This is a genomic window from Mycobacterium sp. NGS57, from assembly GCF_059812405.1.
The window spans coordinates 14,415-39,815 of sequence record NZ_JCALCP010000017.1 but is presented as its reverse complement, the minus strand read 5'-3'; the positions used below and the strand labels follow the sequence as shown (position 1 = coordinate 39,815).

The 25,401-nt window shown below is 70.2% G+C and carries 17 protein-coding genes; 7 read left to right on the top strand and 10 right to left on the bottom strand.

Features of this window, described 5'->3' with window-relative positions:
• Positions 1-35: 35 nt before the first annotated feature.
• Positions 36-2,021 (bottom strand): M13 family metallopeptidase, encoded by a 1,986-nt coding sequence (locus tag AC5Y43_RS23645; protein WP_499976645.1) that lies wholly within the window; start codon positions 2,019-2,021, stop codon positions 36-38.
• Between the two features lie 42 nt (positions 2,022-2,063).
• Here AC5Y43_RS23645 and AC5Y43_RS23640 point away from each other — a divergent pair, with 42 nt between their 5' ends.
• Together AC5Y43_RS23640 and AC5Y43_RS23635 are read left to right on the top strand one after the other, a co-directional pair.
• Positions 2,064-2,666: a hypothetical protein gene (locus tag AC5Y43_RS23640; RefSeq protein ID WP_499976643.1), complete on the top strand. Its 603-nt coding sequence runs from the start codon at positions 2,064-2,066 to the stop codon at positions 2,664-2,666.
• Positions 2,663-3,352 carry a hypothetical protein gene (locus AC5Y43_RS23635; protein ID WP_499976641.1) on the top strand — a complete coding sequence of 230 codons (690 nt, stop codon included), beginning with the start codon at positions 2,663-2,665 and terminating at the stop codon, positions 3,350-3,352. Before AC5Y43_RS23640 ends, AC5Y43_RS23635 begins: the two co-directional genes overlap by 4 nt.
• Here the strand turns inward: AC5Y43_RS23635 and AC5Y43_RS23630 are convergent.
• Positions 3,349-3,882 (bottom strand): XRE family transcriptional regulator, encoded by a 534-nt coding sequence (locus tag AC5Y43_RS23630; RefSeq protein WP_499976639.1) that lies wholly within the window; start codon positions 3,880-3,882, stop codon positions 3,349-3,351. The two genes, AC5Y43_RS23635 and AC5Y43_RS23630, sit on opposite strands and share 4 nt — an antisense overlap.
• Positions 3,879-6,908 carry an MMPL family transporter gene (locus tag AC5Y43_RS23625; protein ID WP_499976637.1) on the bottom strand — a complete coding sequence of 1,010 codons (3,030 nt, stop codon included), beginning with the start codon at positions 6,906-6,908 and terminating at the stop codon, positions 3,879-3,881. The genes AC5Y43_RS23630 and AC5Y43_RS23625 overlap by 4 nt, the downstream gene beginning before the upstream one ends.
• Before the next feature lie 275 nt (positions 6,909-7,183).
• Here AC5Y43_RS23625 and AC5Y43_RS23620 point away from each other — a divergent pair, with 275 nt between their 5' ends.
• Positions 7,184-7,729 carry a hemophore gene (locus AC5Y43_RS23620; RefSeq protein WP_499976635.1) on the top strand — a complete coding sequence of 182 codons (546 nt, stop codon included), beginning with the start codon at positions 7,184-7,186 and terminating at the stop codon, positions 7,727-7,729.
• Between the two features lie 148 nt (positions 7,730-7,877).
• Here the strand turns inward: AC5Y43_RS23620 and AC5Y43_RS23615 are convergent, their stop codons facing one another.
• Entirely contained in the window at positions 7,878-9,035 is a 1,158-nt protein-coding gene (locus tag AC5Y43_RS23615; RefSeq protein ID WP_499976632.1) for a lysylphosphatidylglycerol synthase transmembrane domain-containing protein, read from the bottom strand.
• A 179-nt stretch (positions 9,036-9,214) separates the two neighbouring features.
• Between AC5Y43_RS23615 and AC5Y43_RS23610 the strand changes: the two genes are divergently transcribed.
• A complete protein-coding gene (locus tag AC5Y43_RS23610; protein WP_499976629.1) occupies positions 9,215-10,390 on the top strand; it encodes an AI-2E family transporter in 1,176 nt (391 codons plus the stop codon).
• 11 nt (positions 10,391-10,401) lie between these two features.
• On the opposite strand, the gene mmpL3 is transcribed toward AC5Y43_RS23610, so the two are convergent.
• The 3 genes from mmpL3 to trmB form a co-directional block, all read right to left on the bottom strand.
• Complete coding sequence (gene mmpL3 / locus AC5Y43_RS23605) at positions 10,402-13,311, bottom strand: trehalose monomycolate exporter MmpL3 (RefSeq protein WP_499976626.1); 2,910 nt, start codon at positions 13,309-13,311, stop codon at positions 10,402-10,404.
• 65 nt (positions 13,312-13,376) lie between these two features.
• Positions 13,377-14,081: an NYN domain-containing protein gene (locus AC5Y43_RS23600; RefSeq protein WP_499976621.1), complete on the bottom strand. Its 705-nt coding sequence runs from the start codon at positions 14,079-14,081 to the stop codon at positions 13,377-13,379.
• Complete coding sequence (gene trmB, locus AC5Y43_RS23595; RefSeq protein ID WP_499976706.1) at positions 14,078-14,791, bottom strand: tRNA (guanosine(46)-N7)-methyltransferase TrmB; 714 nt, start codon at positions 14,789-14,791, stop codon at positions 14,078-14,080. The genes AC5Y43_RS23600 and trmB overlap by 4 nt, the downstream gene beginning before the upstream one ends.
• A 185-nt stretch (positions 14,792-14,976) precedes the next feature.
• Here trmB and AC5Y43_RS23590 point away from each other — a divergent pair, with 185 nt between their 5' ends.
• The 3 genes from AC5Y43_RS23590 (at position 14,977) to AC5Y43_RS23580 (ending at position 19,610) form a co-directional block, all read left to right on the top strand.
• A complete protein-coding gene (locus tag AC5Y43_RS23590) occupies positions 14,977-16,023 on the top strand; it encodes a hypothetical protein (protein ID WP_499976616.1) in 1,047 nt (348 codons plus the stop codon).
• Positions 16,020-17,555 carry a hypothetical protein gene (locus AC5Y43_RS23585; RefSeq protein ID WP_499976613.1) on the top strand — a complete coding sequence of 512 codons (1,536 nt, stop codon included), beginning with the start codon at positions 16,020-16,022 and terminating at the stop codon, positions 17,553-17,555. Before AC5Y43_RS23590 ends, AC5Y43_RS23585 begins: the two co-directional genes overlap by 4 nt.
• 225 nt (positions 17,556-17,780) lie before the next feature.
• Positions 17,781-19,610 (top strand): phosphoenolpyruvate carboxykinase (GTP), encoded by a 1,830-nt coding sequence (locus tag AC5Y43_RS23580; protein ID WP_499976611.1) that lies wholly within the window; start codon positions 17,781-17,783, stop codon positions 19,608-19,610.
• A 119-nt stretch (positions 19,611-19,729) separates the two neighbouring features.
• Here the strand turns inward: AC5Y43_RS23580 and AC5Y43_RS23575 are convergent, their stop codons facing one another.
• The 3 genes from AC5Y43_RS23575 to AC5Y43_RS23565 all read right to left on the bottom strand — a co-directional run bounded on the left by AC5Y43_RS23575 (position 19,730) and on the right by AC5Y43_RS23565 (position 25,398).
• Positions 19,730-19,927 carry a hypothetical protein gene (locus tag AC5Y43_RS23575; RefSeq protein WP_499976609.1) on the bottom strand — a complete coding sequence of 66 codons (198 nt, stop codon included), beginning with the start codon at positions 19,925-19,927 and terminating at the stop codon, positions 19,730-19,732.
• Positions 19,928-20,075: 148 nt separating this feature from the next.
• Entirely contained in the window at positions 20,076-22,667 is a 2,592-nt protein-coding gene (locus AC5Y43_RS23570; RefSeq protein WP_499976607.1) for a helix-turn-helix transcriptional regulator, read from the bottom strand.
• Between the two features lie 13 nt (positions 22,668-22,680).
• Positions 22,681-25,398: an ATP-binding protein gene (locus tag AC5Y43_RS23565; protein ID WP_499976605.1), complete on the bottom strand. Its 2,718-nt coding sequence runs from the start codon at positions 25,396-25,398 to the stop codon at positions 22,681-22,683.
• Between the last annotated feature and the right edge of the window lie 3 nt (positions 25,399-25,401).

Sequence of the window (25,401 nt, the reverse complement as noted above, 5' to 3'; positions counted from 1 at the left end):
GGTGCTTTTGCGTCTGCTCGCGGGGGAGGGTGACCCTAGTTCCAGATCCTGACGCGGCTGTCCGGCTTGAGGTACAGTTCGTCGCCCTCGGCCACGCCGAAGGCGTCGTAGAAGGCGTCGACGTTGCGGATGACGCCGTTGCACCGGAACTCCGGCGGCGAATGCGGATCCACCGCCAGCCGCCGGATCGCCTCCGCGTCGCGTGATTTGGTGCGCCACACCTGGGCCCAGCCGTAGAACACGCGCTGCACGCCGGTGAGGCCGTCGATCATGGGCGCGGGCTCGCCGTTGAGCGACAGCTGATAGGCCAGCAGCGCGATGGACAACCCGCCCAGGTCGCCGATGTTCTCGCCGACGGTGAACGCGCCGTTCACGTGGTGGCCCGCGTCGAGCCCGCGCGGCGTGTAGGCCTCGTACTGCTCGATCAGCGCCCTGGTGCGGGCGCCGAACTCGCTGCGGTCGTCGTCGGTCCACCAGTCGACCAGGTTGCCGTCGCCGTCGTATTTTGCGCCCTGGTCGTCGAAGCCGTGGCCGATCTCGTGACCGATGACCGCCCCGATGCCGCCGTAGTTGGCGGCGTCGTCGGCCGCGGCGTCGAAGAAGGGGGGCTGCAGAATGGCTGCGGGGAAGACGATTTCGTTCATCCCCGGGTTGTAGTAGGCGTTGACGGTCTGCGGCGTCATGAACCACTCGTCGCGGTCCACCGGGCCGCCGAGCTTGGCCAGCTCGCGGTCGTGGTTGACGGCGTACCCGCGCCGGTAGTTGCCGTAGAGGTCGGCGCGGTCGATCACCAGCGCGGAGTAGTCGCGCCACTTCGCCGGGTAGCCCACCTTGGCGGTGAACTTCTCCAGCTTCCTCAGCGCGCGCTCGCGGGTCTGCGGCGTCATCCAGTCCAGCTCGCTGATCGACTGCCGGTAGGCCGCCCTCAGGTTGTCCACCAGGGTGTCGATGCGCGCCTTGGCGCCCGGCGGGAAATGCTGTGCCACATAAAGCTTTCCGACGGCGTCGCCCATCAGGGTCTCCACCGCCGACACCGCGCGCTTCCAGCGTTCCCGGATCTGCTCGGCGCCGGTCAGCAGGCGGCCGTAGAACTCGAAGTCCGCGGCGACCAGCTCCTCGGTCAGCCAGGGGGCGCGGGCGCGGATCAATCGCCAACGCGCCCAGCGCTTCCAGTCCTCGAAGTCCTCGCTCTGCCACAGCGCGGCGAACGCGGTCAGGTAATCCGGTTGCCGCACAACCACTTCCGCGAGAGCTGCGGGCGTGCTGCCCAGCGCCGTCGCCCAGCCCGACCAGTCGAAGCCCGCCGCGTCGTCGCGCAGCCCGGCGAAGGTGCGCAGATTGTAGGTGAGGTCGGCGTCGCGGCGTTTGACCACATCCCAGTGCGCGGCGGCCAGCTTGGTCTCCAGTGCCACGATGCGGGCCGCGGTGTCGGCATGGTCTTCGGCACCGCCGCCATAGACGAGGCCGAACATCGTCGCGATGTGTCCGGGGTAGGCGGCCAGCACCGCGGCGTGGCGCTCCTCGCGGAAATACGATTCGTCGGGCAGGCCGATGCCCGACTGGGTGAAGTGCACCAGGTAGCGGGCCGAGTTCTTGGCGTCGGTGTCCACGTACATCGCGACGCCCCCGCCCACCCCGGTGCGCTGCAGGGCGCCCATTGCGGCGGCCAAATCGGAGGCGCCGGCACAGTTGTCTATCAGCGCCAGCTCGTCGAGCAGCGGCTGCAGGCCCCGGCGCTCGACGGCGTCCTCGTCGAGGAAGCTGGCGTAGAGGTCACCGATGCGTTGCTGGTCGGTGCCCGCGGCGGCGCCCTGCTCGCTGGCCTCGGTGATCAAGTCGCGCACCTGCTCCTCGGCACGGTCGTAGAGGTCGCGGAAGGCGCCGTCGGTCGCCCGGTCCGGCGGAATCTCGTACTCGGTGAGCCAACGGCCGTTGACATGGCCGAAAAGGTCGTCTTGGGGGCGGGAATTCGCGTCGACGAAGCTCAGGTCGACGCCCGATCGGATGGCCTCTACAGTCACCCCGCCATCCTTCCATCCGCGTTTGGATGCGACGATCGGGCCATGTCAGACGGTGCCGACGACCCCGAGCCCGAGGCCGAACCGGCGGGCGGCCGGATCTTTTCCCCCTACGGCGCCGCCTCGACCGCGCTGGGCCTGCTCGGCGTCGCCGCCGTCGTGCTCGGCTACCTGATCTGGTCCGGGCACCGCGACGAGGTGGGCGAACGCGCCTACCTGACCCGCGTCATGCAGACCGCCGCCGAGTGGACGGGCGTGTTGATCAACATGAACAGCGCCAACGTCGACGCCAGCCTGCAAAAGCTGCACGACGGGACGGTGGGGGAGCTCAACACCGACTTCGACGCGGCCATCGACCCCTACCGGCAGGTGGTGCAAAAGCTGCAGTCCAAGAGCGCCGGGCGCATCGAGGCGGTGGCGATCGAGACGGTGCGCCGCGACCTGGACACGCAGCCCGGGGCGTCCCGTCCGGTGGTCACCACCAAGCTGCCGCCGTTCGCCAGCCGGTCGGACTCGGTGATGGTGGTGGCGACCTCGATCAGCGAGAACGCCGGTGCCAAGCCGCAGACGGTGCACTGGAACCTGCGGCTCGACGTCGCCGACGTGGACGGCAAGCTGATGATCTCCGGGCTGGGATCGATCCGATGAGAAACATCTGGCGGCTGCTGGCCTTCGACATCGCGGCGCCGCTGGCCGCCGTCGCCGCGCTGCTGGCGATCGGGGTGGTGCTGGGCTGGCCGCTGTGGTGGGTGTCGGCGTGTTCGGTCTTGGTGCTGCTCATCGCCGAGGGCATGGCGGTGGACTTCTTTTTGCTGCGCCGCGATTCGGTCAGCGTCGGCACCGACGACGACGCCCCGGGGCTGCGCCTGGCCGTGGCGTTCCTGTGCGCCGCGGCCCTGTGCGCGGCGGTGCTGACCGGATACACCCACTGGACGAGGCCGGACCGCGACTTCACCGACGACTCGCGGGAGGCGGTGCGGGTCGCGACGGGGATGGCCGAGGCGATGGCGTCGTTCACCCCGAGCGCCCCGGCCAGCTCCATCGACCGGGCCGCGGCGCTGATGGTGCCCGAGCAGGTGGGCGCGTTCAAGGAGCAATACGCGAAGTCCAGCGCCGAGCTGGCCCAGCACAACGTGACCGCGCAGGCCGCCACGCTGTCGGCCGGGGTCGAGGCCATCGGGCCGGCCGCTGCCAGCGTGGCCGTCATCCTGCGGGTGACCCAGAACGAGCCCGGCCAGCCGCCCAGCCACGCCGCGCCCGCGCTGCGGGTGGCGCTGAACAAGCGCGGCGACACCTGGCTGGTGGCCGACGTGGCGCCGATCAACTCCCGCTAGTTGGAGTCGGGACGCACGGACTTCACCTTGACGAACCGGTCCGACAGGCGGCGCATCCGGATCATCAGCGCCGACGTGGGGCTGACGCTGCCGTCGAGGTAGGTGCCCAGGTCCTCGGGCGAGACCCCGATGCGCGACGCGAATTCGGCTTCGCCCAGCCCCGAGCGGTCGATCAGCAGCCGGATGTGGCGGGCCACCTCGGCGCGTTCGTTCGCCTCCAGGTGGGTGCGGGCGCGCTCGAGCACCTCCCACAGGGCCTTGGAGATGCCGTAGGGCCGGGTGCCGTCGAGCACCTCTTCGACCTGGCGGGCCGTCCGCCCGTAGGGGTCGCGTTTCAGCGCGGCGGCGATGCGCTTCCAGGTGGCGATGTCGCCCCCCTGCAGAGCCGAGCGGATCGCGGCCGTCGGCCAGAACTCCACCGGCTGGTCGGGGTCCGGGAACGGACCGGGGGATCCCCCGCCGGGCCCGCGCTGTTCGCCGGCGGGGCGCTGGGGCGGCGGTGCGGGGCGCCGGTCGGATGCCAACGTCACCTCGCCTCCTCCAGCATTGCCACGGCCACCGACAGGCAGCGCTGTCTGACCTCATCCCAGTCCGCCGTGTCGTCGGCCTCCGACGACGGGTCGTCACCGAAATCGGAAGGATGCGGGTCCGCGAGCTGCCGGACCAACTGGGTGGTCATCCATTCCCGCCTGGGTGTTTGACAACAGTAATACCTGTCCATGCCGGCCAGCACCACCGCGGCGGTCTCCGGCTCCACCGTTTCCACCATGTCTGCAAAGTCGGCGTAATCGCGGCTGCTGTTACGGCACATGATCAGGTAGCCCTTCAGGCGCAGCGCCTCGGCGCCCGTGGGGACGAGCAGCCGATCGCCCGTCGGCAGCTGCACGTGGGTCGTCTCCACCGGGCTGCGCCGTTCGTAGGCGGGCCCCGTCCCGGTGTTCGACGCACCCGCCTGCAGGGCGTCGAGGGCCACCGACAGCCGCCCCCGCCACAGCGTGACCGGGTGCACCGGCCGGTCCCCGGCGATCGCGCGGGCGATGCCGTTGCGGGCCGCCAGGTTGCCGACCAGCTTCTTGGCGGCCGAGTGGCCGTTGGTGGCGGTCCTGACGCCCACGGGGATGCCCGCGGTGTCGTCGTCGATGTTGACCTGGTGGGGGATCTGGCCCGGGCCGAGGCCGCGGGTTTCGGCGACACTCTCCGAAATGCCTTGCGGCGCTTTGCCGTTGCGCCCGCAACCGGTGAAGGCGAGCGGGTCGGCCACGCAGATGGCGTCGGGCGCCAGCTGCTTGAGCTTGGCCGCCGACTTGAGCACCATCCGCAGGTCGGCGCTGGGGGCCGTCAGCGCCGAGATGTCGTCGGGGATCACCACGACGTCGCCGAGGTCGACCTCCGGCAGCGGCCGGTCGAAGTCGACCGACGGCAGCACGCGGCGCAGCCAGCCCGGCAGCCACCAGTTCCACTGCGCGAACATCGCCATCAGCGCGGGGACCAGCACCAGCCGCACCACCGTGGCGTCGACCGCGATCGCGACGGCACAGGCCACCCCGATCTCGGCGACCAGCGGCATGCCGGCGAACGCGAAGCCGATGAACACCGCGATCATGATCAGCGCCGCGCTGGTGATCGTGCGGGCGCTGGTGCTCACGCCGTAGGCGACCGCGTCGCGGGTGTTCCCGGAGTGCAGGAAGCGCTCCCTGATGCGGGCGAGCAGAAAGATCTCGTAGTCCATCGACAGCCCGAAGGTCATCGCCAGGACCAGCGGCGGAACGGTGCTGTCGATCGAGGTGATGTGCGCGAAACCGAGATCCTGCAACCAGCCCCACTGGAAGACCATCACGAGGCTCCCGTAGGCGGCGGCGACGGACAGCAACGTCATCAGCACGCCCTTGAACGCCAGGAACACCGAGTGCACCGAGATCAGCAGCATCACGAACGCGATCAGCGCCACGAACAGCAGCACCAGCGGCTCGGTCTGCGAGACCCGGTCGTCGAAGTCCTTGATCAGCGCGGTCGGGCCGCCGACGTCCACGCGCGCGGTCCCCGCGCCGGGAACCTTGGGCAGTTGCGCACGCATCCAGGCAACGGTGTCGCGGGCCTTCATGTCCTCGGGGTCGACCGTCAGGACCGCGGACAGCAGGGCGCCGCCGTTGTCCTCGGCGAATTGCGGCGGTGACACCGACACGATGTTGGGGGCCTGCGTCATCCGCTGCCGGATGGCATCGACGGTCTGGCTGTGCTCGGGTGAGGCGGCCCCGCCGTCGGGAAAGCTGACCAGCACCCGGATCGGGCCCAGCGCGCCGGGACCGAGCGTCTGGGCGGCCGCGCCGACCCCGGCGCGGATCTCGTGGGACGAGTCGAACTGGCGCAGCAGGCTGTTGCCGAGCACCATCGACGCCGCCGGCGCGGCCATGACGAGCAGCACCAGCGTCGCCGCCAGCGCCGACACCCACGGCCGGCGCATCACGAAGCCGATCCAGCGGATCCAGAACCGCGACTGCGTGTTCTCGGGTTGCCGGGACCAGTGCAGCAGTGCCGACCGCTTGGCCGCCGCCCTGCCGAAGGTCGCCAACGCCGCCGGGGTCAGCGTGGCCGACGTCAGCATCGCCACCGCGACGGCCAGGATCGCCCCGGTGGCCATCGACTTCAGCGCCGGCGTGTTGATGATGTAGATGCCGGTCAGCGATGCGATGACGGTCATCCCGGACAGCACCACCGCCAGCCCGGAGGTGGCCATCGCCGCGTCGACGGCCTCGGTGGGCTGGCGGCCCGTGCGCAGTTCCTCCCGGAAGCGCATCAGGATGAACAGCGAATAGTCCACGGCCAGCGCGATGCCGAACATCGAGACCGTCGACGTCACGAACACCGACATGGTGGTGTACGCCGACAACAGGTAGACCAGGCCCATGGTCACGACGACGGTGCAGATGCCCAGGGCCAGTGGGATCGTCGCGGCGGCCAGGGAGCCGAACACCGCCAGCAGCACGATCAGGATGATCGGCAGGTTCCACTCTTCGGCGGCGGCGATATCGCGCTTGGTGTTGGCCGCCGCGGCGGCGCTCAGCGCGCCCTGCCCGATGACGTAGAACCGCACCCGGCCGTTGGCGGTCTGGCCGGGCTGGTCACCCTTGACGCCGACCTTGTGGCGCAGTTGCTTGGCGAGGTCGCTGGTGCCGGCGTTGCGGGCGTCCATCCGCAGCGATATCACATAGGGCCGGTCGGGTTGCGGCGGCCGCTGGGTGGGGTTGGGGACCTCGGTCACGTTGGGGAACTCGCCGGCGATGTGTCGCAGCAGCGCGACGGCGTCGGTGATGTCGGCGTAGCTGGCGTCGGGGCGGGGGGCGGCGACCAGCGCCAGCGACGACGCGCTCTGGTCGTGGTAGAGGTTTTCGAGCTGGTCGTGGACGGCCAGCGACTGCGAGCCGGCCACTTCGAAGCCGCCTCCGGTGAGGTTTCCCGACTGCGTCATCGCCAGATAGACCGCGGGCACCAATGCCAGCAGCCAGCCTGTGCAGACCAACCAGCGGTGCTTACGCAGGCTGCGGCTGAGGCGCATCATGAACTGCTGGATTTCTTCGCTCCCCGGTTCGCGCAGTGCGGTCAGGCGAGAATACCGCAGGAGCCTGTGGATTATGTCGGCTTATCTGGTTCCTGAGCTGCACAGACACCGATGTTGCCAAGAAGCTGCGCAGTCGTTGTGAACCGGTGATCAAGCGGATCTATGGCAGGATGGCGGATGGCCGGGCGCGGGGCGGGGGAATTTCGCCGCGAAGAGCCGTCTATGGCAACCGTTTGCGGGCGTCCGTGCATTTTCGCGAACCAAAGGAGTGATCCATGACGACAGGCACCATGCGCCGACGACTCATGGCGGGATTGATCGCCGCCGCGGCACCGGCCGCCCTGGCGGTTCTGGCCGGGCCGGCGGCGACGGGCGCCAACGACCCGTGCGCGGCCAGCGAGGTCGCGCGCACGATCGGGTCGGTCTCCAAGTCGATGGGCGACTACCTGGACTCGCACCCGGAGACCAACCAGACGATGACGACGATGCTGCAGCAGCAGGCGGGCCCGCAGTCGTTCACCGGCTTGAAGTCCTATTTCGAGGCCAACCCCAAGGTGGCCGGGGACATGACGTCGATCGCGCAGCCGCTGACCAACCTGTCGATGCAGTGCAAGCTGCCGATCACGATTCCGCAGGCGATGGGCATGATGCAGCAGGCGCAGGGCGCGGCGGGCGCGCTGCCGATGGGCGGCCCGGCGTCACCGGCGGGCACCCCGCCGGCCGCGGGCACTTCGCCGGCCGCGGGTGGCCTGGCGACCGGGGGCGCGCTGCTGCCGGGCGTCACCGTGGGTGGCGCGCCGAAGCCGAACAACGCCGGCTGAGCCGGCACCCGGGCGTTCTCCTCGTCGAGTGTGAAGCCTGGGCGTTCAGAGTGAAGCGTGGGCGGTCAAACGGGCGGGAGGCCGCCCTGGGCTCACAGTCGAAGCCGTACATTCACAATCGACGGCGGGGGCCGAGGCGGGCTCAGCGCTACGGGTTCGGCTCGGGCGGGGGTAACGGGCCCTGCAGGGCGGATTCCGCGGGGTCGGCGGGCGGGCCGGTCTCACGCACGACGGGCAGCGGCCCGGTGATGGGGTCGTCGTCGGAGTCATCGATCTTCTCGGTGCGAAACACGAAGAAGAACACCACCCAGCCGACCGCGGCGATGAACAGCCAGCTGATCAGCCGGTAGATGAGCATGGCCGAGATGGCGCTGGGCAACGACATCCCGCTCGAGACGAGGCCGGGCACCAGCACCGCCTCGACGACCAGCAGGCCGCCCGGCATCAGCGGTATCGTGCCGACCGCGCGGGCTGCGGCATACGCGACGGTCAGCCCGGCGACCGAGGCGTGGTCGCCGGCGGCGTAGGCGGCGAACCCGAGACAGGCCACGTCGGCGATCCAGTTGAACATCGACCAGCTGAACGCCACCCCCAGGTCGCGGCGGCCCAGGCTCACCGATTCGAGCTGCATGAGCGTCTCGCGCCACTTGTCCAGGCCGGTGTCGGTCGGCTTGCCGCGAATTGAGTTGGCCCAGGCCAGAACTCGGCTGCCGATGCCTTCGATCAGCTCCGGCCGCGACGCCACCGCCTGGGCCAGCAGCAGCAACGCGACGAAGCCGCCGAGCGTGAACAGCAAGGAGAACGGGTTGTTCTTGGCGCCCAGGAAGAAGGCGCCGCCCAGGCCGAGCAGCGCCAGCCCGACCGCCTGCAGCACACCCGACATCACCAACTGCCACGACGCCACCACCGCGGAGGCGCCCCACAGCCGCTGCTGGCGGAACAGGAACGTCGCCGACAGCACCGGCCCGCCTGGCAGCGTGGTGCTCAGCGAGTTGGCGGCGTAGAACGCGGCCTCCGACCGCAGCTGCTTGACGTGCACACCGGCGGACTTCAGCAGGGTGCGCTGGATCTGGGCGAAGCTGTGCATCGACGCGGCCGCCGCCAGCACCGATGCGATCAGCCACCACCAGTTGGCCGAGTTCAGACTCATCCAGGCCTTGGCCAGCTGGTCCCAGCCGAGCGCGATCTCGACAGCAAGCACGATCGCGACAAAGCCGAGAATCACCCAGCGCACCCACCAGTACTTGCCGCGCGGGGTTTGCCCGTGCGTCAGGTCCAGCTTGCGGACGGGTGCGGCGTGCGACACGTGCATCAGGGTAACCGCGCAGGTGGCGCGGTCAGTGGGGCGCTGCGCCGACCGTGTCTGGGACGTTCTGGGGTCGTAACCGGATCGTGCCGCCCGACGAGCCTGAAACGGCCTGAAACAGCCCTGAAACGGCTTCGCCGCGGCCGTCCCGGCGCACCGCCGCCGGATAGGCTGACCAGATGCCGGCAAACCTTGGCCCCACCTCTGCGGCCTCCGAGGCCGCATCAGTCGAACCCCTGGTCCGGAAGGCCGCCGCGTGGTCATGGCGTTTGCTGGTTATTTTGGGGGCGGCGGTTGCCCTGCTGTGGGTCGTCAAGAAGCTTGAGGTCATCGTCGTTCCGGTATTACTGGCCCTGATGATCAGCGCTTTGCTGGTCCCGGCGGTCGACTGGATAGACAAACGCGGCCTGCCGCGCGGCGCCGCGGTGACCCTGGTGCTGCTGAGCGGGTTCGCGATCCTGGGCGGCATCCTGGCGTTCGTCATCATCCAGTTCGTCTACGGCCTGCCCGACCTGACCGACCAGGTGACCCACAGCATCGACTCCACCCGCCGATGGCTGATCGAGGGGCCGCTGCACCTGCGCGGCGAACAGATCTCCAACGCGGGCAACGCCGCGATCCAGGCGCTGCACAACAACCAGTCCAAGCTGACCAGCGGCGCGCTGTCCACGGCGGCCACCATCACCGAGGTGGTCACCGCCGCGGTGCTGGCGCTGTTCACCCTGATCTTCTTCCTCTACGGCGGGCGCAACATCTGGCAATACGTCACCAAGATCTTCCCCACCGCCGCCCGGGACCGGGTGCGCGAGGCCGGCTCCGCGGGGTACGCGTCGCTGATCGGCTATGTGCGGGCCACCTTCCTGGTCGCCCTGACCGACGCCGCGGGCGTCGGGACGGGCCTGGCGATCATGGGCGTGCCGCTGGCGCTGCCGCTGGCCTCGCTGGTGTTCCTGGGCGCGTTCATCCCGCTGATCGGTGCGCTGATCTCGGGCCTGCTGGCCGTGGTGGTGGCCCTGCTGGCGAAGGGCGTCGTCTACGCGCTGATCACGTTTGGCCTGCTGATCGCGGTCAACCAGCTCGAGGCGCATCTGCTGCAGCCGCTGGTGATGGGCCGCGCGGTGTCGATCCACCCGCTCGCGGTGGTGCTGGCCATCTCCACCGGCGGCGTGCTGGCCGGCATCGTCGGCGCCCTGCTGGCCGTCCCGACGGTCGCGTTCCTCAACAACGCGATCCAGGTGCTGCTCGCCCGGGATCCGTCCGCGGAGGCCGAAAAGCAGGCCGAAGAGGATGAGGACGACGACGTCGGAGTGGTCGTCGAGGCCAAACCGGACCGTCCGGAAACCCAGGGGGACTGAGCGCTGGGCGCTTATATCCGTCCCTCGCGGCGCAGCAGGTCCTGCGCACTGACGGTCGCGCCGGCCCCGCCGCCCCCGCCGCCGCGGCGGCGCTGACGCGGGTTGTCGTCGCTGCCGTCGCCCTCGTCGCCGTTGTCGCCCTGCCCGCGGGCGTTGAGCTGCTGGGAGGCCGCCTCGGAATCCTTGGCGTCGGATCGCATCACCGGCAGGGCCGCGGTCGGGTCGGCCTGCTCGGTGGGCACCGGGATGGCCCGGGTCTGGCCGCTGGACGGCGCCGGTGGCCGCGGCGCCGGCGGCGGCGCCGCCTTGCCCGGGCCGCGCGCGTCGGCGGGCCGCTCGCGACCCGGTGTCGACAGGCGCGCCGTCGCGGCTTCCGTCGGCTGGGGCGGCGGGGGGGCCTGCAGTCGTGCGGTGTTGGCGCCCGACGGCGCACCCTTGGCCGGCTCGCGGGCGGGCCGGGGCTCCGGCGGGCCGGCCGGACTCGCCCGCACCGGCCGCGGCGGTTCCAGCGCGCCCGGGTGGGTGGGGTCGTGCGCCGCGCGCGGCGGCGCGGCGACCAGGCTGGCGGCGGAGACGGCGGGCCTGGCGGGGCGGCCGTTGAGGTTGGGCCGTTTGCGCTCGTCGGGCAGATCGATCTCGCCCAGGCCGATCTTGTTCTGCAGGCGCCTGGCCCAGCGCGGGGCCCACCAGCAGTCGTCGCCGAGCAACTTCATCACGGCGGGAACCAGGAACATCCGGACCACGGTCGCGTCCAGCAGCAGCGCCGCCATCAACCCGAACGCGAGGTACTTCATCATCACGAGGTCGGAGAACACGAACGACGCGGCCACCACGGCCAGCACGCATGCGGCGGCGGTGATCAGGCGCCCGGTGGTCGCGGTGCCGATGCGGATCGCCTCGGCCGTGGACATGCCACGCTCGCGGGCCTCGACCATGCGGGACACCAGGAACACCTCGTAGTCGGTGGCCAGCCCGTAGCCGACCGCGACGACCAGCGCGATGATGATCACCATCAGCGGTGTCGGGGTGAAATTCAGCCACGTCGCGAAGTGCCCGTCGACGAAGATCCACGTCAAGATGCCCATGGTGGATCCCAGCGTCAGCGCGCTCATCACCGCGGCCTTGATCGGCAACACCATCGACCCGAAGGCCAGGAACATCAACAGCATGGTGGTCGAGATGAGAACCACCAGCATCAGCGGGGCCTTGTCGAACAGGGCATGGATGCTGTCCTGTTCGAGCGCCGGCGTGCCGCCCACCGAGACGGTCAGGCCCTTGGGCGGGCTGATCGCCCGTAGCTCGTCGATCTTCTTGGCGGCATCGTTGCGGTTGACCAAGCCGTTCTCGATCACCCGGATCGAGCCGTCTTCGGGGCGAGTCGTCCCGTTGGGCCCGGCGACGCACGGATTGCCGGCGATCACCGGGCAGGGCCGTTCGTCCCACTGCTTGCTGGTGAACCCGCTCACGTTCGCCACCCTGCTGCGGATGTCGGCGACCTGCTGGTCGGTGACCGGGCTGTGGTTGTCGCTCTGGATCACCAGCGTCAGCTGCTCGGTGCGGTAGCCGGGGAAGAGCTTGTCGAAGTGCTCCTGCGCCTCGCGGGCCTGGTTGCCCGGCGGCAGGTACTTTTCGCTGATCCCGCCGAGCGACAGGTTGCCCAGCGGGATGACCAGCAGGATCATCCCGACCACGATCGGGATGGCGAAGGCCAGCGGGCGCTTCATCACGAAGTTGGTGAGCTTGCCCCAGAACCCGGCCTCGACCTCTTCGCGGGTCTTGGTCTTCTGCAGCCGGTCGGCGAGCCAATTGAGGAAGGCCCGCGAGTACTTCCAGTTCCGCAGGAAGGGAACGCGGAACGCGGTCCGCACGCCCAGCGCGTCGACGTGGCGACCGAGGATGCCCAGGCAGGCGGGCAGCAGCGTGATCGACAGCAGCGCCGCCAGGCCCACCGCCGCGATCAGCGCATACGTCAGCGACTTCACGAAGCCCTGCGGCAACAACAGCAGCGCCGAGCCGGAGGCGATGATCAGCACCGCCGAGAACGTCACGGTGCGACCGGCCGTCATCACCGTCCGCCGCACCGCGGCCTCGGTGTCGTAGCCCTCGGCGATCTCCTCCCGGAACCGGCTCACCACGAAAAGCCCGTAGTCGATGGCCAGGCCCAGGCCGACCAGTGACACCACGGGCTGGGCGAAGAAGTGCACCGGCGCGAAGAGCGCGACGAACCGCAGGATCCCCAGCGCGCCCGCGATGCTCAGACCGCCCACCATGACCGGCAGCCCGGCGGCGATCGCGCCGCCGAACACCAGGAACAGCACCACCGTCACCGCGGGCAGCGCCAGCACCTCCATGCGGCGCTGGTCGGTGGCGATGGTCCCGGTCAGCGAGCTCATGATCGGCTCGAGGCCGGCGAGTTCGACGGTGCCGCCGTCGAGCTTCTGCAGGTCCGGCGCGATGTCCTTGTAGTTGTTCAGGATGGTGTCGTCGTCGTTGCCCTTCAGCGGGATGCTGACGAAGGTGTGCTTCTTGTCCTCGGTCGCCATCCCCTTGATCAGCGGGGGCGCGTCGGCGGGGTTGGCCAGGGCCAGGTAGCCGGCCCAGCCGAGGACCTTGTCGGAGTGGTCGTTCTTGAACTTGTTCAGCTCGCCGGTGATCTTCTGCCGCCACGCCGGATCGTCGACGGTCTTGCCGTCGGGCGCGGTGAAGGTGGCGACGATGTGGCCGGTCCGGTCCCGCCCGTAGGTCTTGTCGCCGAGGATCGAGGCCTTCACGGACTGGCTGCCGTCGTCGTAGAAGCCGCTCTGCGTAACGTGCTTGCCCAGGCTCATTCCGAAGACGCCGCCGCCGAGGCTCAGGGCCACCATGACCCCGATCACGATGTACCGGTACCGGTACACGGTTCGACCCCACCAGGCGAACACCTAAGCTCCTTTACTGGATCACTAGCGACCCGCGCAGTGCCTTTTTGGTTGTCAGCGCGCCAATCTCACACACGCGTGGTCAACAGGGCGGACAGCGGCCGGAACGGCTGCAGCCATGCCCCCTGGTCAGGCAGCGAATCTAGGCCGATCCGCGGCAACGGCTCCCGGAACACACCCGCGATGTCTTCCAGGTCGACGAAATCCAAGGTATCCGACGCTAGCGCCCAACTCGCATGTTCGCGAAATCCGATCACCTGAACGGACACGCCGGTGCGTGCGATTTCTTCCAGCGGCTGGCGGAAGGCCTGACCGTCGGCCGACGCCACCACCAGCGCCGCCAACCCCTCGGAGTGCCGCTGCGCGATGTGGGCGAGCATGTCGCGGTCGACGTCGCTGTCCTCGTCGATCTTCGGCTTGGCAAAGACCGCGAAGCCCACGTTGCGCAGGGCGTCCACCCACGGGCGGACGACGTCGGCGCTGCCCGGCGCGATGTTGGTGAAGACGGTGGCCTCCGGTTCGATCACCACGCCCGGGCGGGCGGAGCTGACCTCGGCCGTGCGCGCCAGCAGCCAGCGGCCCAGCGCGTCGAACCGCGGGCGTTCCAGGGCCGTGGGACGGCGGCCCAGGATGGATCCCAGCCCCATGTCGAGGTTGGGGGCGTCCCAGACCAGCAGGACGCGCCCGCCCGGCGGTTGAAAACTACCCAGGCCCTCGGCAGAGAGCACCGCCGGAGAATCCGAGGGGGCTGCTGTTTCTTCCGTCAGGCTCATCCCGTCGCCTTTTCCAGCTTTTGCCAGATGAATTCGTGCACCACGCTGCCCGCGTCGCGAGCCTTGGACTCGTACTTGGTGGCGGGGCGCGCGACGGAGATCGGCAGCCGGTCGCCGGGGCCGACGCGGCGCAGCCGCGGCTCACCCATGCCGACCTCGCCGATGTGCTCGGCGTAACCGGGATGGTCCGTCGCCGCGTGCAGGACACCACCCGGGAGTAACCGGTCGGCGAGCAGACCAACCGTGGTCGGCTGCAGGAAGCGGCGCTTGTGGTGGCGGGCCTTGGGCCAGGGGTCGGGAAAAAAGACGCGGACGCCGGTCAGCGAGCCCGGCGCGATCAGGTCCAGCACGTCGATCGCGTTGCCCCGGATCAAGCGGATGTTGGAGACGTGTTCGCGCTCGATCGCGCTCAGCAGCTGCGCCAGGCCACGCCGGTAGATTTCCACCGCGATGACGTCGACGCCGGGCTCGTCCTTCGCCATCGCGCGCGTGGATGTACCACTGCCGCAACCGATTTCGAGAACCAGCGGCGCCTGGCGACCGAACCACGCGGCGGTGTCCAGGCGCTCCGGACGCTGGTCGGTCGCCACCGTCAGGCCCAGCTCCGGCCACAGCCGCTCCCAGGTGTCGCGCTGGGTGCCGGAGAGCGCCGAACGCCGCGACCGGAAGCTCGAGGCCGGCAGGTGGCGCGGTTCGGGGGTGGGGACCATGGCCCCTCCAGTGTCCAGGGCGACGTCCGCCGGCGCGTCGGGACGCGTCCCGACCCCCGGCTGCGCATGCATTTGTCCATCGTGGCGCATGGATCGCCGATGTAGCCGCCCCAGGTCCAGATTGATACCCAACAGTTGCCTTCGGCTGATAACGGACACCGGTGGCTCGCATCTCGGTGGCGCAGATGCCACCATTCGATAGGTTTCGCGTCCGGACAACAGCGACTGCAGGAGGGCACCGAATTTTCGCCGACGAGCTGGCGCGCTTTGCCGCCGACCGCGCCGACCCGCGCGTGACGGCGGTCGCCGAGCGCGCGGCCGCCCCGTTGCGGGTGGCCGTGCGCGGGCGGCGCGGGGTGGGTCGCGCCACGGTGGCGCGCGCTTTGGGCCGCGCCGCCGGGATCACGGTGTCGGAGGACGCCGACGTCGACGTCGTCGTTTACGTCCTCACCGAGGTCGTCAAGCCCGAGGACGCCGCGGCCATCCGGGCCTCCGTGCGCCCGGTCCTGGCCGTGCTGAACAAGGCCGACCTGGCCGCGCTGGCCGGGGCGCGGCCGCGGTGCGCGGAGTTCGCCGCGCGCGTGGGCGTGCCCGTCGAGCCGATGAGCGGGCTGCTCGCGGCCGCCGCGCAGCGGGGCCTGGGTGCCGGGCGGTGGGCGGCGCTGCGGGCCGTCGCCGCCGACCCTGGCGGGGCCACCTGCCTCGACGGTTCCTTCGCCGGGTTCCTGGCGGCCGACCTTCCGGTCACCGCCGACGCGCGGCTGCGTCTGCTGGAGCACCTCGGCGTGTTCGGCACCGCCCTGTGCGTGGCCGCGCTGCGGCGCGGGGCGACACAAGCGCAGGTCCGGGCGCTGCTGCGCCGGACGAGCGGCGTCGATGCCGTCGTCGCGGGAATCGCGGCGGCCGGCGCGGAGGCGCGCTACCGGCGGGTGCTGCGGGCCGTCGCGGAACTGGAGGCTCTGGCCGTCTCGCACGACCCGGGCATCTCCGGCTTCCTGTCCCGCGACGACACCGTCGTCGCCCGCATGGCGGCCGCCGTCGACCTCGCCGAGGCCGCGGGGCTCGAACCGATCGGCGATGACGATCCGGCCGCGCACCTGCCCCGCGCGCGGCGCTGGCAGCGCTACGGCCGGGGCCCGCTGAGCGACCTGCACCGGGCCTGCGCCGCGGACATCACCCGGGGCTCGCTGCGGCTGTGGTCGCGGGCGCGCGTGCCGGGAGAGGCGCGATGAGCGGCGCGGATCCGGTCGCCGAGGTGGACGCGCTGGTCGCCGCGATCGGGCCCCGACTGGACGCGCCCGCCATCAACCGCCGCGACGTGGTGCTGGTGACCGGCCCGTGGCTGGCCGGCGTCACCGCGGTCGCCACGGCGCTGCGCGAACGGCTGCCGCAGCACAAGTTCGTCGAGGCCCCCGACCTGGGACCGGGCGACGCGCCGAGCGCGGTGGTGTTCGTGGTGTCCGCGGCGTCGCCGCTGACCGGATCCGACTGCGCGCTGCTGGACGCCGCCGCCGACCGCACCGACGTCGTGGTCGGCGTGGTGTCCAAGATCGACGTGCACCTTAACTGGCGCGACGTCCTCGCCGCCAACCGCGACACGCTGGCCGCGCACGCGCCGCGCTACGGCCGGGTGCCCTGGGTCGGCGCGGCGGCCCGGCCCGATCTCGGCGAGGCGGCCGTCGACGACCTGGCGCAGACCGTCGCGGAGCAACTCGCCGACTCGGCCATTACGCGGCGAAATCGATTGCGCGCGTGGGAATCCCGATTGCAGAACGTCGCGCGCCGGTTCGACCGGGACGCCGAGGGCGCCGGCCGGCGGGCGCGGGTCGACGCGTTGCGCGAGGAGCGCAGCGCGGCCCTGCGGCAGCGGCGCCAATCGAAAACCGAGCGCACCATCACGCTGCGCGGCCAGATCCAGCAGGCCAGGGTCCAGCTGTCCTACTTCGCGCGCAACCGGTGCTCCTCGGTGCGCACCGAGCTGCAAGAGGACGCCGGCGGGTCGTCGCGGCGGAAGATGGCCGGCTTCGTCGAGCACACCCGCGGCCGCGTCGACGAGGTGGTGGCCGAGGTCAGCGAGGGCACCGCCGACCACCTCGCCGACGTCGCGCAGGTGCTGGGCGTGCCGGTGACGCTGCCCGATATCGAGAAGTTGCCGACGGTGGAGGTCCCCCCGCCGCCGCTGAAGTCCCGGCGGCACGAAACCTGGCTGATGCTGCTGCTGGGCACCGGGTTCGGGCTCGGCGTGGCCCTGACGCTCAGCCGGCTGGTCGGCGGGCTGACCTCCAGGCTGAGCCCCGCGCTGGCGATCGCCGGGGCCGTGGGATGCGTCGCGATCGGGCTGGCGGTCACGTTCGTGGTCGTGCACATCCGCGGCCTGCTGCACGACCGCGCGCTGCTGGACCGCTGGGCGGGCGAGGTGACGTCGTCGCTGCGCTCGGCGGTGGAGGAGCTGGTCGCCACCCGCGTGCTGGTCGCCGAGTCGGTGCTGAGCACCGCGCTGCTCGCCCGCGACGAGGCCGAGAACACCCGGGTGTCCGATCAGGTGTCCGCGATCGACAGCGAACTCCGCGAGCACGCCATCGCCGCGGCGCGGGCCGCGGCCGCCCGCGACCGGGAGATGCCGACGGTGCGGGCGGCGCTGGACGCCGTGCGTGCAGAACTGGGGGAACCGGGTATACCCCCTCCCGACGACTCCGTCGGCGACGCCGGCGGGGACGAGACCGAGAAACCGGTTTCAAGGAGCGCGAATGGGGATGCCGAGTGAGTTTCGGCGGGGGCTTCTGAATCGTTGTTGTGAGAAGGCTTATACCCGCCCGAGACCTCCCCGACAAGGGGATCACGATAACCTGTAGTTAACGCCACCATGTAAACAGTTGTGTGGGCGCAGCCATAACCAAGGCAAACCCGAGATGTACCCGAGGCAGACACCGCAAGCCATACACCGCAACCACGAGCCGAGTTAGCAGGCAGAAGAAACCAGGAGAGTTCGATGACTTCAGCGACCGTTCCGGGTCTGGACACCGCGCCGACGAAACACCAGGGGCTGTTGTCATGGGTGGAGGAGGTCGCCGAACTCACCCAGCCGGACCGGGTTGTCTTCGCTGACGGTTCCGACGAGGAATTCGAGCGGCTGTGCACGCAACTGGTCGAGGCGGGCACGTTCACGAAGCTGAACGAGAAGAAGCACCCCAATTCCTACCTGGCGCTGTCCGACCCGTCCGACGTCGCGCGGGTGGAGTCGCGGACCTTCATCTGCTCGGAGCGCGAGATCGACGCCGGCCCCACCAACAACTGGATGGACCCCGCCGAGATGCGGTCCACCCTGAACGACCTCTACCGCGGCTGCATGCGCGGCCGCACGATGTACGTGGTGCCGTTCTGCATGGGCCCGCTGGGCGCCGAGGACCCGAAGCTGGGTGTGGAGATCACCGACTCCGCCTACGTCGTCGTCTCCATGCGCACCATGACCCGGATGGGCAAGGCCGCGCTGGACAAGATGGGCGACGACGGGTTCTTCGTCAAGGCGCTGCACTCGGTGGGGGCGCCGCTCGGGGACGGCCAAACTGACGTGCCGTGGCCGTGCAACGACACCAAATACATCACCCACTTCCCCGAGACCCGCGAGATCATGAGCTACGGCTCCGGCTACGGCGGCAACGCGCTGCTCGGCAAGAAGTGCTACTCGCTGCGGATCGCCTCCGCGATGGCCCACGACGAGGGCTGGCTGGCCGAGCACATGCTGATCCTCAAACTGATCTCCCCGGAGAACAAGGCGTACTACTTCGCCGCCGCGTTCCCGTCGGCCTGCGGCAAGACCAACCTGGCGATGCTGCAGCCGACCATCCCGGGCTGGCGCGCCGAGACCCTCGGCGACGACATCGCCTGGATGCGGTTCGGCAAGGACGGCCGGCTGTACGCGGTCAACCCCGAGTTCGGTTTCTTCGGGGTCGCGCCGGGCACCAACTGGAAGTCCAACCCCAACGCGATGCGCACCATCGAGGCCGGCAACACCGTGTTCACCAACGTGGCGCTGACCGACGACAACGACGTGTGGTGGGAAGGCCTGGAGGGCGAGCCCGACCACTTGATCGACTGGAAGGGCAACGACTGGATCCTGCGCGAGACGGATACCAAAGCGGCGCACCCGAACTCGCGGTACTGCACCCCGATGTCGCAATGCCCGATCCTGGCGCCGGAGTGGGACGACCCGCAGGGCGTGCCGATCTCGGGGATCCTGTTCGGGGCGCGGCGCAAGACGACCGTGCCGCTGGTGACCGAGGCCCGCGACTGGCAGCACGGCGTGTTCATGGGCGCCACCATGGGCAGCGAGCAGACCGCCGCCGCCGAGGGCAAGGTCGGCACCGTGCGCCGCGACCCGATGGCCATGTTGCCGTTCCTGGGCTACCACGTCGGTGACTACTTCCAGCACTGGCTCGACCTGGGCAAGAACTCCGACGAGTCCAAGATGCCGAAGGTGTTCTTCGTCAACTGGTTCCGCCGCGGCGACAAGGGCGAGTTCCTGTGGCCGGGCTTCGGCGAGAACAGCCGGGTGCTCAAGTGGATCGTGGACCGCATCGAGCACCAGGCCGGCGGCCAGGACACCCCGATCGGTGTGGTGCCCACCGCCGCGGACCTCGATTTGAACGGGCTCGACGTCGAAGCCGAGGACGTCAACAAGGCGCTGGCGGTCAACCCCGCCGAGTGGCGCGAAGAGCTGCCGTTGATCGAGGAGTGGTTCGAGTTCGTCGGCGAGAAGCTGCCCACCGGCGTGCGCGACGAGTTCGAGGCGCTCAAGCAGCGGCTGTCCGAGGCGCAGTAGCGCTCAGGCTTTCGGCTGTGAGCTCACGGCTTTGAATGTGAGCTGGTGACGGCGTTTTGGCCGTTTTCACCGCCCAGCGTTCACACCCATAGCCATTCACAATCAAACCTGGACCCGGGTCAATCCCCGCGCGAGACGCCCCGTCGGCCGCCTCTGATCGGCGTGACCGTCGCGAGCGTGGTCTGGGCTTCCTCGGGCCGAAGCGCGGGATGCATGCTGTCGAATTGCTGGCGCAGCAGCCAGCGCTTTTCGGCGAACAGGTCGATCACCACCGCGGGCGCGGCGTCGTCCGGCCGACTGTGGTTGTGTCTTGGCACCGGACCTCCTCGGGGTTCGGCCGCTGTGCTGCGGCGCAATTGCCACGCTATGGCGAGGGCCGGCGGGTCCGCACCCGTAGTGGGCTACTCGATTTCTCCCCGGCCGGGCCGCGGGCGGGGCGCAAACCTACGTGGTCCCGGTGATGTCCTACGTGGTGGCGCGCCGCATGAAGTCGGCCAGGGCTTTGCGGTTCTCGACGCCGAGTTTGGTGCAGGCGTGCAGGATGTGACCCTCGACGGTTCGGGTGGAGACCATTAGCCGTTCGGCGATCTCGCGGGTGCTCAGTCCCGTCGCCACCAGGTTGGCGATTTCGCGTTCCCGGGCGCTGAGCGGCAGCGGCCGGGCGGCCCCGATCAGCGCCGGGGTCTGCATGCCGCCGCACGCCCGGGCGATGCGGTCGGCGTTGACGGCCGCCTCGGTGGCCTCCCGGCGATGGTCGCGGGCGCGAAACATCTCCGCGGCCTGGGCGGCCGCGTCGGCGGCCGACAACAGCGCCCCGATCCGCTCGAACCGCTCGCTCGCCGTGGACAGGGCCACCGGATCGCGGTCGCGTAGCGCCGCGGCGTAGCCGGCGTACGCCTGGGCCAGCCGGCCATCGACGGTGCCGGCGACGTCGACCAGACGCGGCAGTGAGGTCCGGTCCCCGAACCGGGCCGCATCGTGGAGCGCCAGCATTTCGGTCGCGCGTTGCCCGGATTGCCGGGCCAGTTCGGCGGCGTCGATCGCCGCCGCGACGGCGCCGCTGACGTCGCCCTGCGCCGCGGCGAGCCAGGCGTCGACGACGCGCAGTTGCGGGCGAAACGCCCCGTTGTGTGCACCGGCGCGGGTGTGCAGTTCGGCGATGGTCGAGGCGGCAGCCTCGACCCGGCCGAGCCCGCAATAAGCCTGGGCCAGCAGCATTCTCGGCACACTCCACCAGGCGGCCGACTCGGTGGTCAGGGCCGCGACGGTCTGTTCCATGCGCGACGCCGCCGCGGCGAAATGCCCGCGGGCGATGTCGACGGTCGCGGCCGACATGTTGCCCAGCCCCCAGTCGAGGTACTGGTGCGTCGAGAGGACCCGGCCGCTGTCGGCCAGGCGCTCTTCGGCCTGGTCGAACTCCCCGACCAGGACCAGCGCCCGGACCTCGGTGTGGGCCATCAGGTGTCGCAACACCCCGTCGACCTGGTGCTCGATCTCGCGGCCGCGCCGGGCCAGGGCCGCGACCTGATCGCCGCGCCCCGCCAACGCCAGCGCGAGGCTGCCGCCGAACACCGCCCACCCGACCGCGGACGGTGACGCCGCCGGATCGGCCAGCACACCCGTCGACAGTTCGGCGGACTCCGCCAACCGGTTCGCGAATGCCAACGAGGCCGCCGTCAGTCCGTCCACCACCAACGTGAGCCCGGGATCTTTGACCCGCCGGCGCAGCAACTCGAGCACATCGTGGGCGGCGTCGACATCGCCCGCCGACAGCTGCAGGTTGACGCTGCGTACGACGCCCCAGCCCAGCAGTTCGGCTTCGTCCATCGCGTCCGGGTCGTAGACGCCCAGGGCGAGGTCGGCTTCCACCGATCTGCCCTGCCACAGCAACGATCTGGCCAGCAGCTCGCCGGCGACCGGGCCGGCCCCCCGCTCGACGGCCGCACGGGCCAGCCGCTCGCCCAAGGCCACGTTGGTCAGCGCGATCGCGTCGTCGGCGGCGGCAACCAGCATGTCGACGGCGGGGTTCGTGTCGCTGTCCAGCGTCAGCTCGGCCAGCCGCAGTCGCTCGCCCGGCCCCCGGACCGGCTTGGCGGACAAGGCCCGGACAAGTTCACCGCGCAATCGGCGCGCGGCCGCCAGCCCGAGGCGCCGGCGCATCACATCGCCCAGGAGCAGCTGACTGAACCTCGCCTCGCTGACCTCGCGGTCATCGGTGACCCGGATCAGGCCCTGCCTTTCCGCCCGTTCTACCGCGTCGGCGCCGGCCAGGCCGATCAGTATGCCCAGGTCGAGCGGTTCGCAAAACGCCAGTAGTCCCAGCGCATGGGCGACGTCGTCGGGCAGCTGCTCGATACGCTCGTCGACCAGCGAGGCCAGTTCCTCGCGCACCATGGCACGTCCCCGTAGTTGCCAGATGCCGCGGACCTGCCGCAACGTGCCGGCCTCCACCGCTCCCTCGACGAGTTCGCGCAGAAACAGCGCGTTGCCGCCGGAGTCTCGCCACATCGCGTCGGCGCTGAGCGCTTCGACTGGCCCACCCAGGACCCGTTCGACCAGCCCCAGGCACTGCTCCCGGTTGAACGGCCGCAACTCGATGCGCCGCAGATAGCGGTCCTTCCACAGCGACGTGATCGCGTCGGGCACCGGCTGGTCGGCCCTGACGTTGGCCACCATCGGCACCGATCGCTCCAGCGCCAGCTGGTGCACCAGCGTGGCCGACAGGTCGTCGAGCAGGTGGGCGTCGTCCACCCCGAGTACCGCGTCGCGATCGGCGGTCAGCGCCTCCCGGGCGGCCGCCAGATACGCCGCCGGGTCACGGGGGGTCGCCGCGCCGACCAGATAGGTGAACGAACCCAGCGGGATGCTGCGCGACGACACCGTGCCCGCCACCCACCGCACGCTATTGGGCAGCGACCCCGTGACGTCGCGGGCCAGCGTGGTCTTTCCCACGCCGGCCTCCCCGACCACCACGACACCGGTTTGCTCGGTGAGGGCAGCGCGAACCGCCGCGAACTCCGGCTCGCGGCGCACCAGCGGCCAATCGACGGCATCCACCAGAGGCAGAACTCTACCGATCCGGCTTTCGTGTTCGCAGATGTTCCGGAGGCTCTCCGGCAAGCTCCGCCCGCACCCGGTCGATCTGGTCGAGCGCATAGCTGACAATTTCGGCGATGGTCATGGCCGCCCCTTTTCGGGCCAACGACTGGTACTCCTGGTCACCGAGGGCGGCGCGCAGGTCCGCGATCGCGTAGTTGATTTCCGGAAACGCGTTCGACGTCAGCGGCGTTGCGCCGAACCCGCTGATGATGGCCGCCGGCGCGTGCTGGCCGAGCCGGACCAGGAACGCGGCAAGGATCGCCATCGGACTGCGCACCAGCGCAAAACTGCCCGAATCGAAGAAGTTTCGCATCGCCACCGTCAGCAGGTCGAGGGCCTCGCTCCGGTTGCCCTGCGAAACCGCGAGCCGGGACAGGATGAGCGTCTGGTGCGATTCCTGTTGTCTGTTGCCGCTTTCGCGGGCGATAGCGAGACCGCGGGACAGGGCGTGATAGGCCTTGGCCGGTTCGGCCGCGGAGTTGGCGAATCCGTATGCCAGCAGCGCCTGCGACCGCACGTTCGGGTTGTCCGCGGTCTCCGCGGCGGCCGGCAGGCTTTGCGAGGCGGCGATCGCCGCGGCGCTGTCCCCGCTGATGATCAGCGCGTAGACCAGGCAGGCGTGCACCAGGGTGTGCGGATTCGGGCGCCGCGCAATGATGTTGTGGCACCAGTCAACCCAGCGCTGCGGCTGGCCGGTGACGATGTGGCCGACCCCGATCATCGGCTCGAGTGCTTCCGGCGCGTCGGGGTAGCGCCCGCTCAGGATTGCCGCCTGGCCGGCCTCGCTATAGCGGAGGTAGTCCTCGATGCGGCCCTGCGCGTAGCACTGCACCGCCGCCAGGTAGAGGTGCACCAGCCGCCCGTGGTCGACCGCCGCCGCCGGTTCGATGAGTTCCTCGGCCCAGGGGACCGGCTCGTACTGTTCGACACACAACCCCAGAACCGTTGCGTACCAGGCGATCGGGATGGCGGTGTCGAGATCGTCGGCGTCGGCGGCCCACCGGAACGCGCTGCGCAGGTTCGGCAATTCGTCGGTGAACCAGGTGTAGGACTCGCCCTGTCGGGCGCTGTCCCACAACTCCATGACTTCGGATTCCCGGCTTGCGAAGTAGCGCGCGTGCGCGGTGCGGGTGGCGTCCGCTTCGCCCGCGGCCACGAGCTGTTCCTCGGCGAACTGGCGGACGGTCTCCAGCATCGAGAAGCGCGTTCGCGACGCCGATCGGTTGGCCACCAGCAGCGACTTGCGGACCAGGGCGTGGAGCAGGTCCAGTGTGGTCAGGTCGTCGCCGGATCCGGTGACCGCGCAGGCGGCCGGAAGGTCGAACCCACCCGCGAACACCGAGCAGCGTTGCAGCAGCGCCCTTTCCGATTCGTCGAGCAAATCGTAGGACCACTGCACCATGTGCCGTAGCGTCTGGTGCCGTTCCAGCCCGCGCCGGGATCCGACCAGCAGCCGGAACCGGTCGTCGAGCCGGTCGCGCAGCTCGGTCGGGGTCATGGACACCATCCGCGAGGCGGCCAGTTCGATGGCCAGGGGTATCCCGTCCAGGCGGCGACAGATCTCGACGACGGCGTCCGCGTCGTCGCGGTGGGCGAAGGACACGCCGCGCGCGAAACCCTGTGCGCGTTCGATGAACAACGTCACCGCGGGCGATTCGACGCCGCGACCGCGGTCCAGTGAGGGCACCGTCCACAGCTGTTCGTCGCCCAGCGACAGGCCCTCGCGGCTGGTGGCGAGGATCGTCACGGTCGCGGAGTGCTCGAGGATGTTGTCGATCAGCTCGGCCGCCGCGTCCAGGACGTGTTCGCAGTTGTCGAACACCAACAGCCGCGACCGGCCCGCCAAGGCCATCGCGATGCTGTCCGCCAGGCTCAGTTCCGGCTGCTGGATGATCCCCAGCACGGCGGCGGCGGCGTCGGGCACCGCGGCCGGATCGCCGACGGTTGCCAGCTCGATCAGGAAGACGCCGTCGGGGAAGTCGTTCGCGAGGCGCGTGGCGACCTCGAGTGCCAGCCGGGTCTTGCCGACGCCCCCCACGCCGGTCAGCGTGACGAGGCGATGGGCTTTGAGTGCCCTTTGCACCTCGTCGATGTCCGACTCCCGGCCGACGATCGAGGTTGCCGGCGCCCTCAGGTTCCCCGGCACCGCGTCGACCGCCCGAAGCGGCGGGAAGTCTGTTGCCAGTCCGGAGGCCCGCACCTGGTGGATGGCAACGGGTTTGGCGATGTCTCGCAGCCGGCGCGCACCCAGGTCGACCAGGTCGACACCGGCGAGCAGTTCCGCTGTCGCGCCATCGAGCAGGATCTGCCCACCGTGTCCGGCCGACATGACCCGCGCGGTGCGATTCAGCACGGCGCCGAAATAATCGCCGTCGCGCAGTTCCGCCTCGCCGGTGGCGATGCCCATCCGCGCCGGCAGCTCCAACCCCCGCTGCGCGGTGATCGCCGCGTCCACCGCGGCCGTCGGAGAGCGGAACGCCGCACAAACCCCGTCCCCGGTGTGCTTGAACAGCCAGCCCCGATGCGCCGCTACCGTTTGGGCCAGCAGGTCGTCATGGGTGGCCAGGGCCTCCCGCATCGCGTCGGGGTCGGTCTCCCACCGGCGCGTCGACCCCTCGACGTCGGTGAAGAGAAAGGTCACCACACCCGACGGGGCCTCCGGTGTCCCTTGGCCTGCGTCGACGCGCATTGA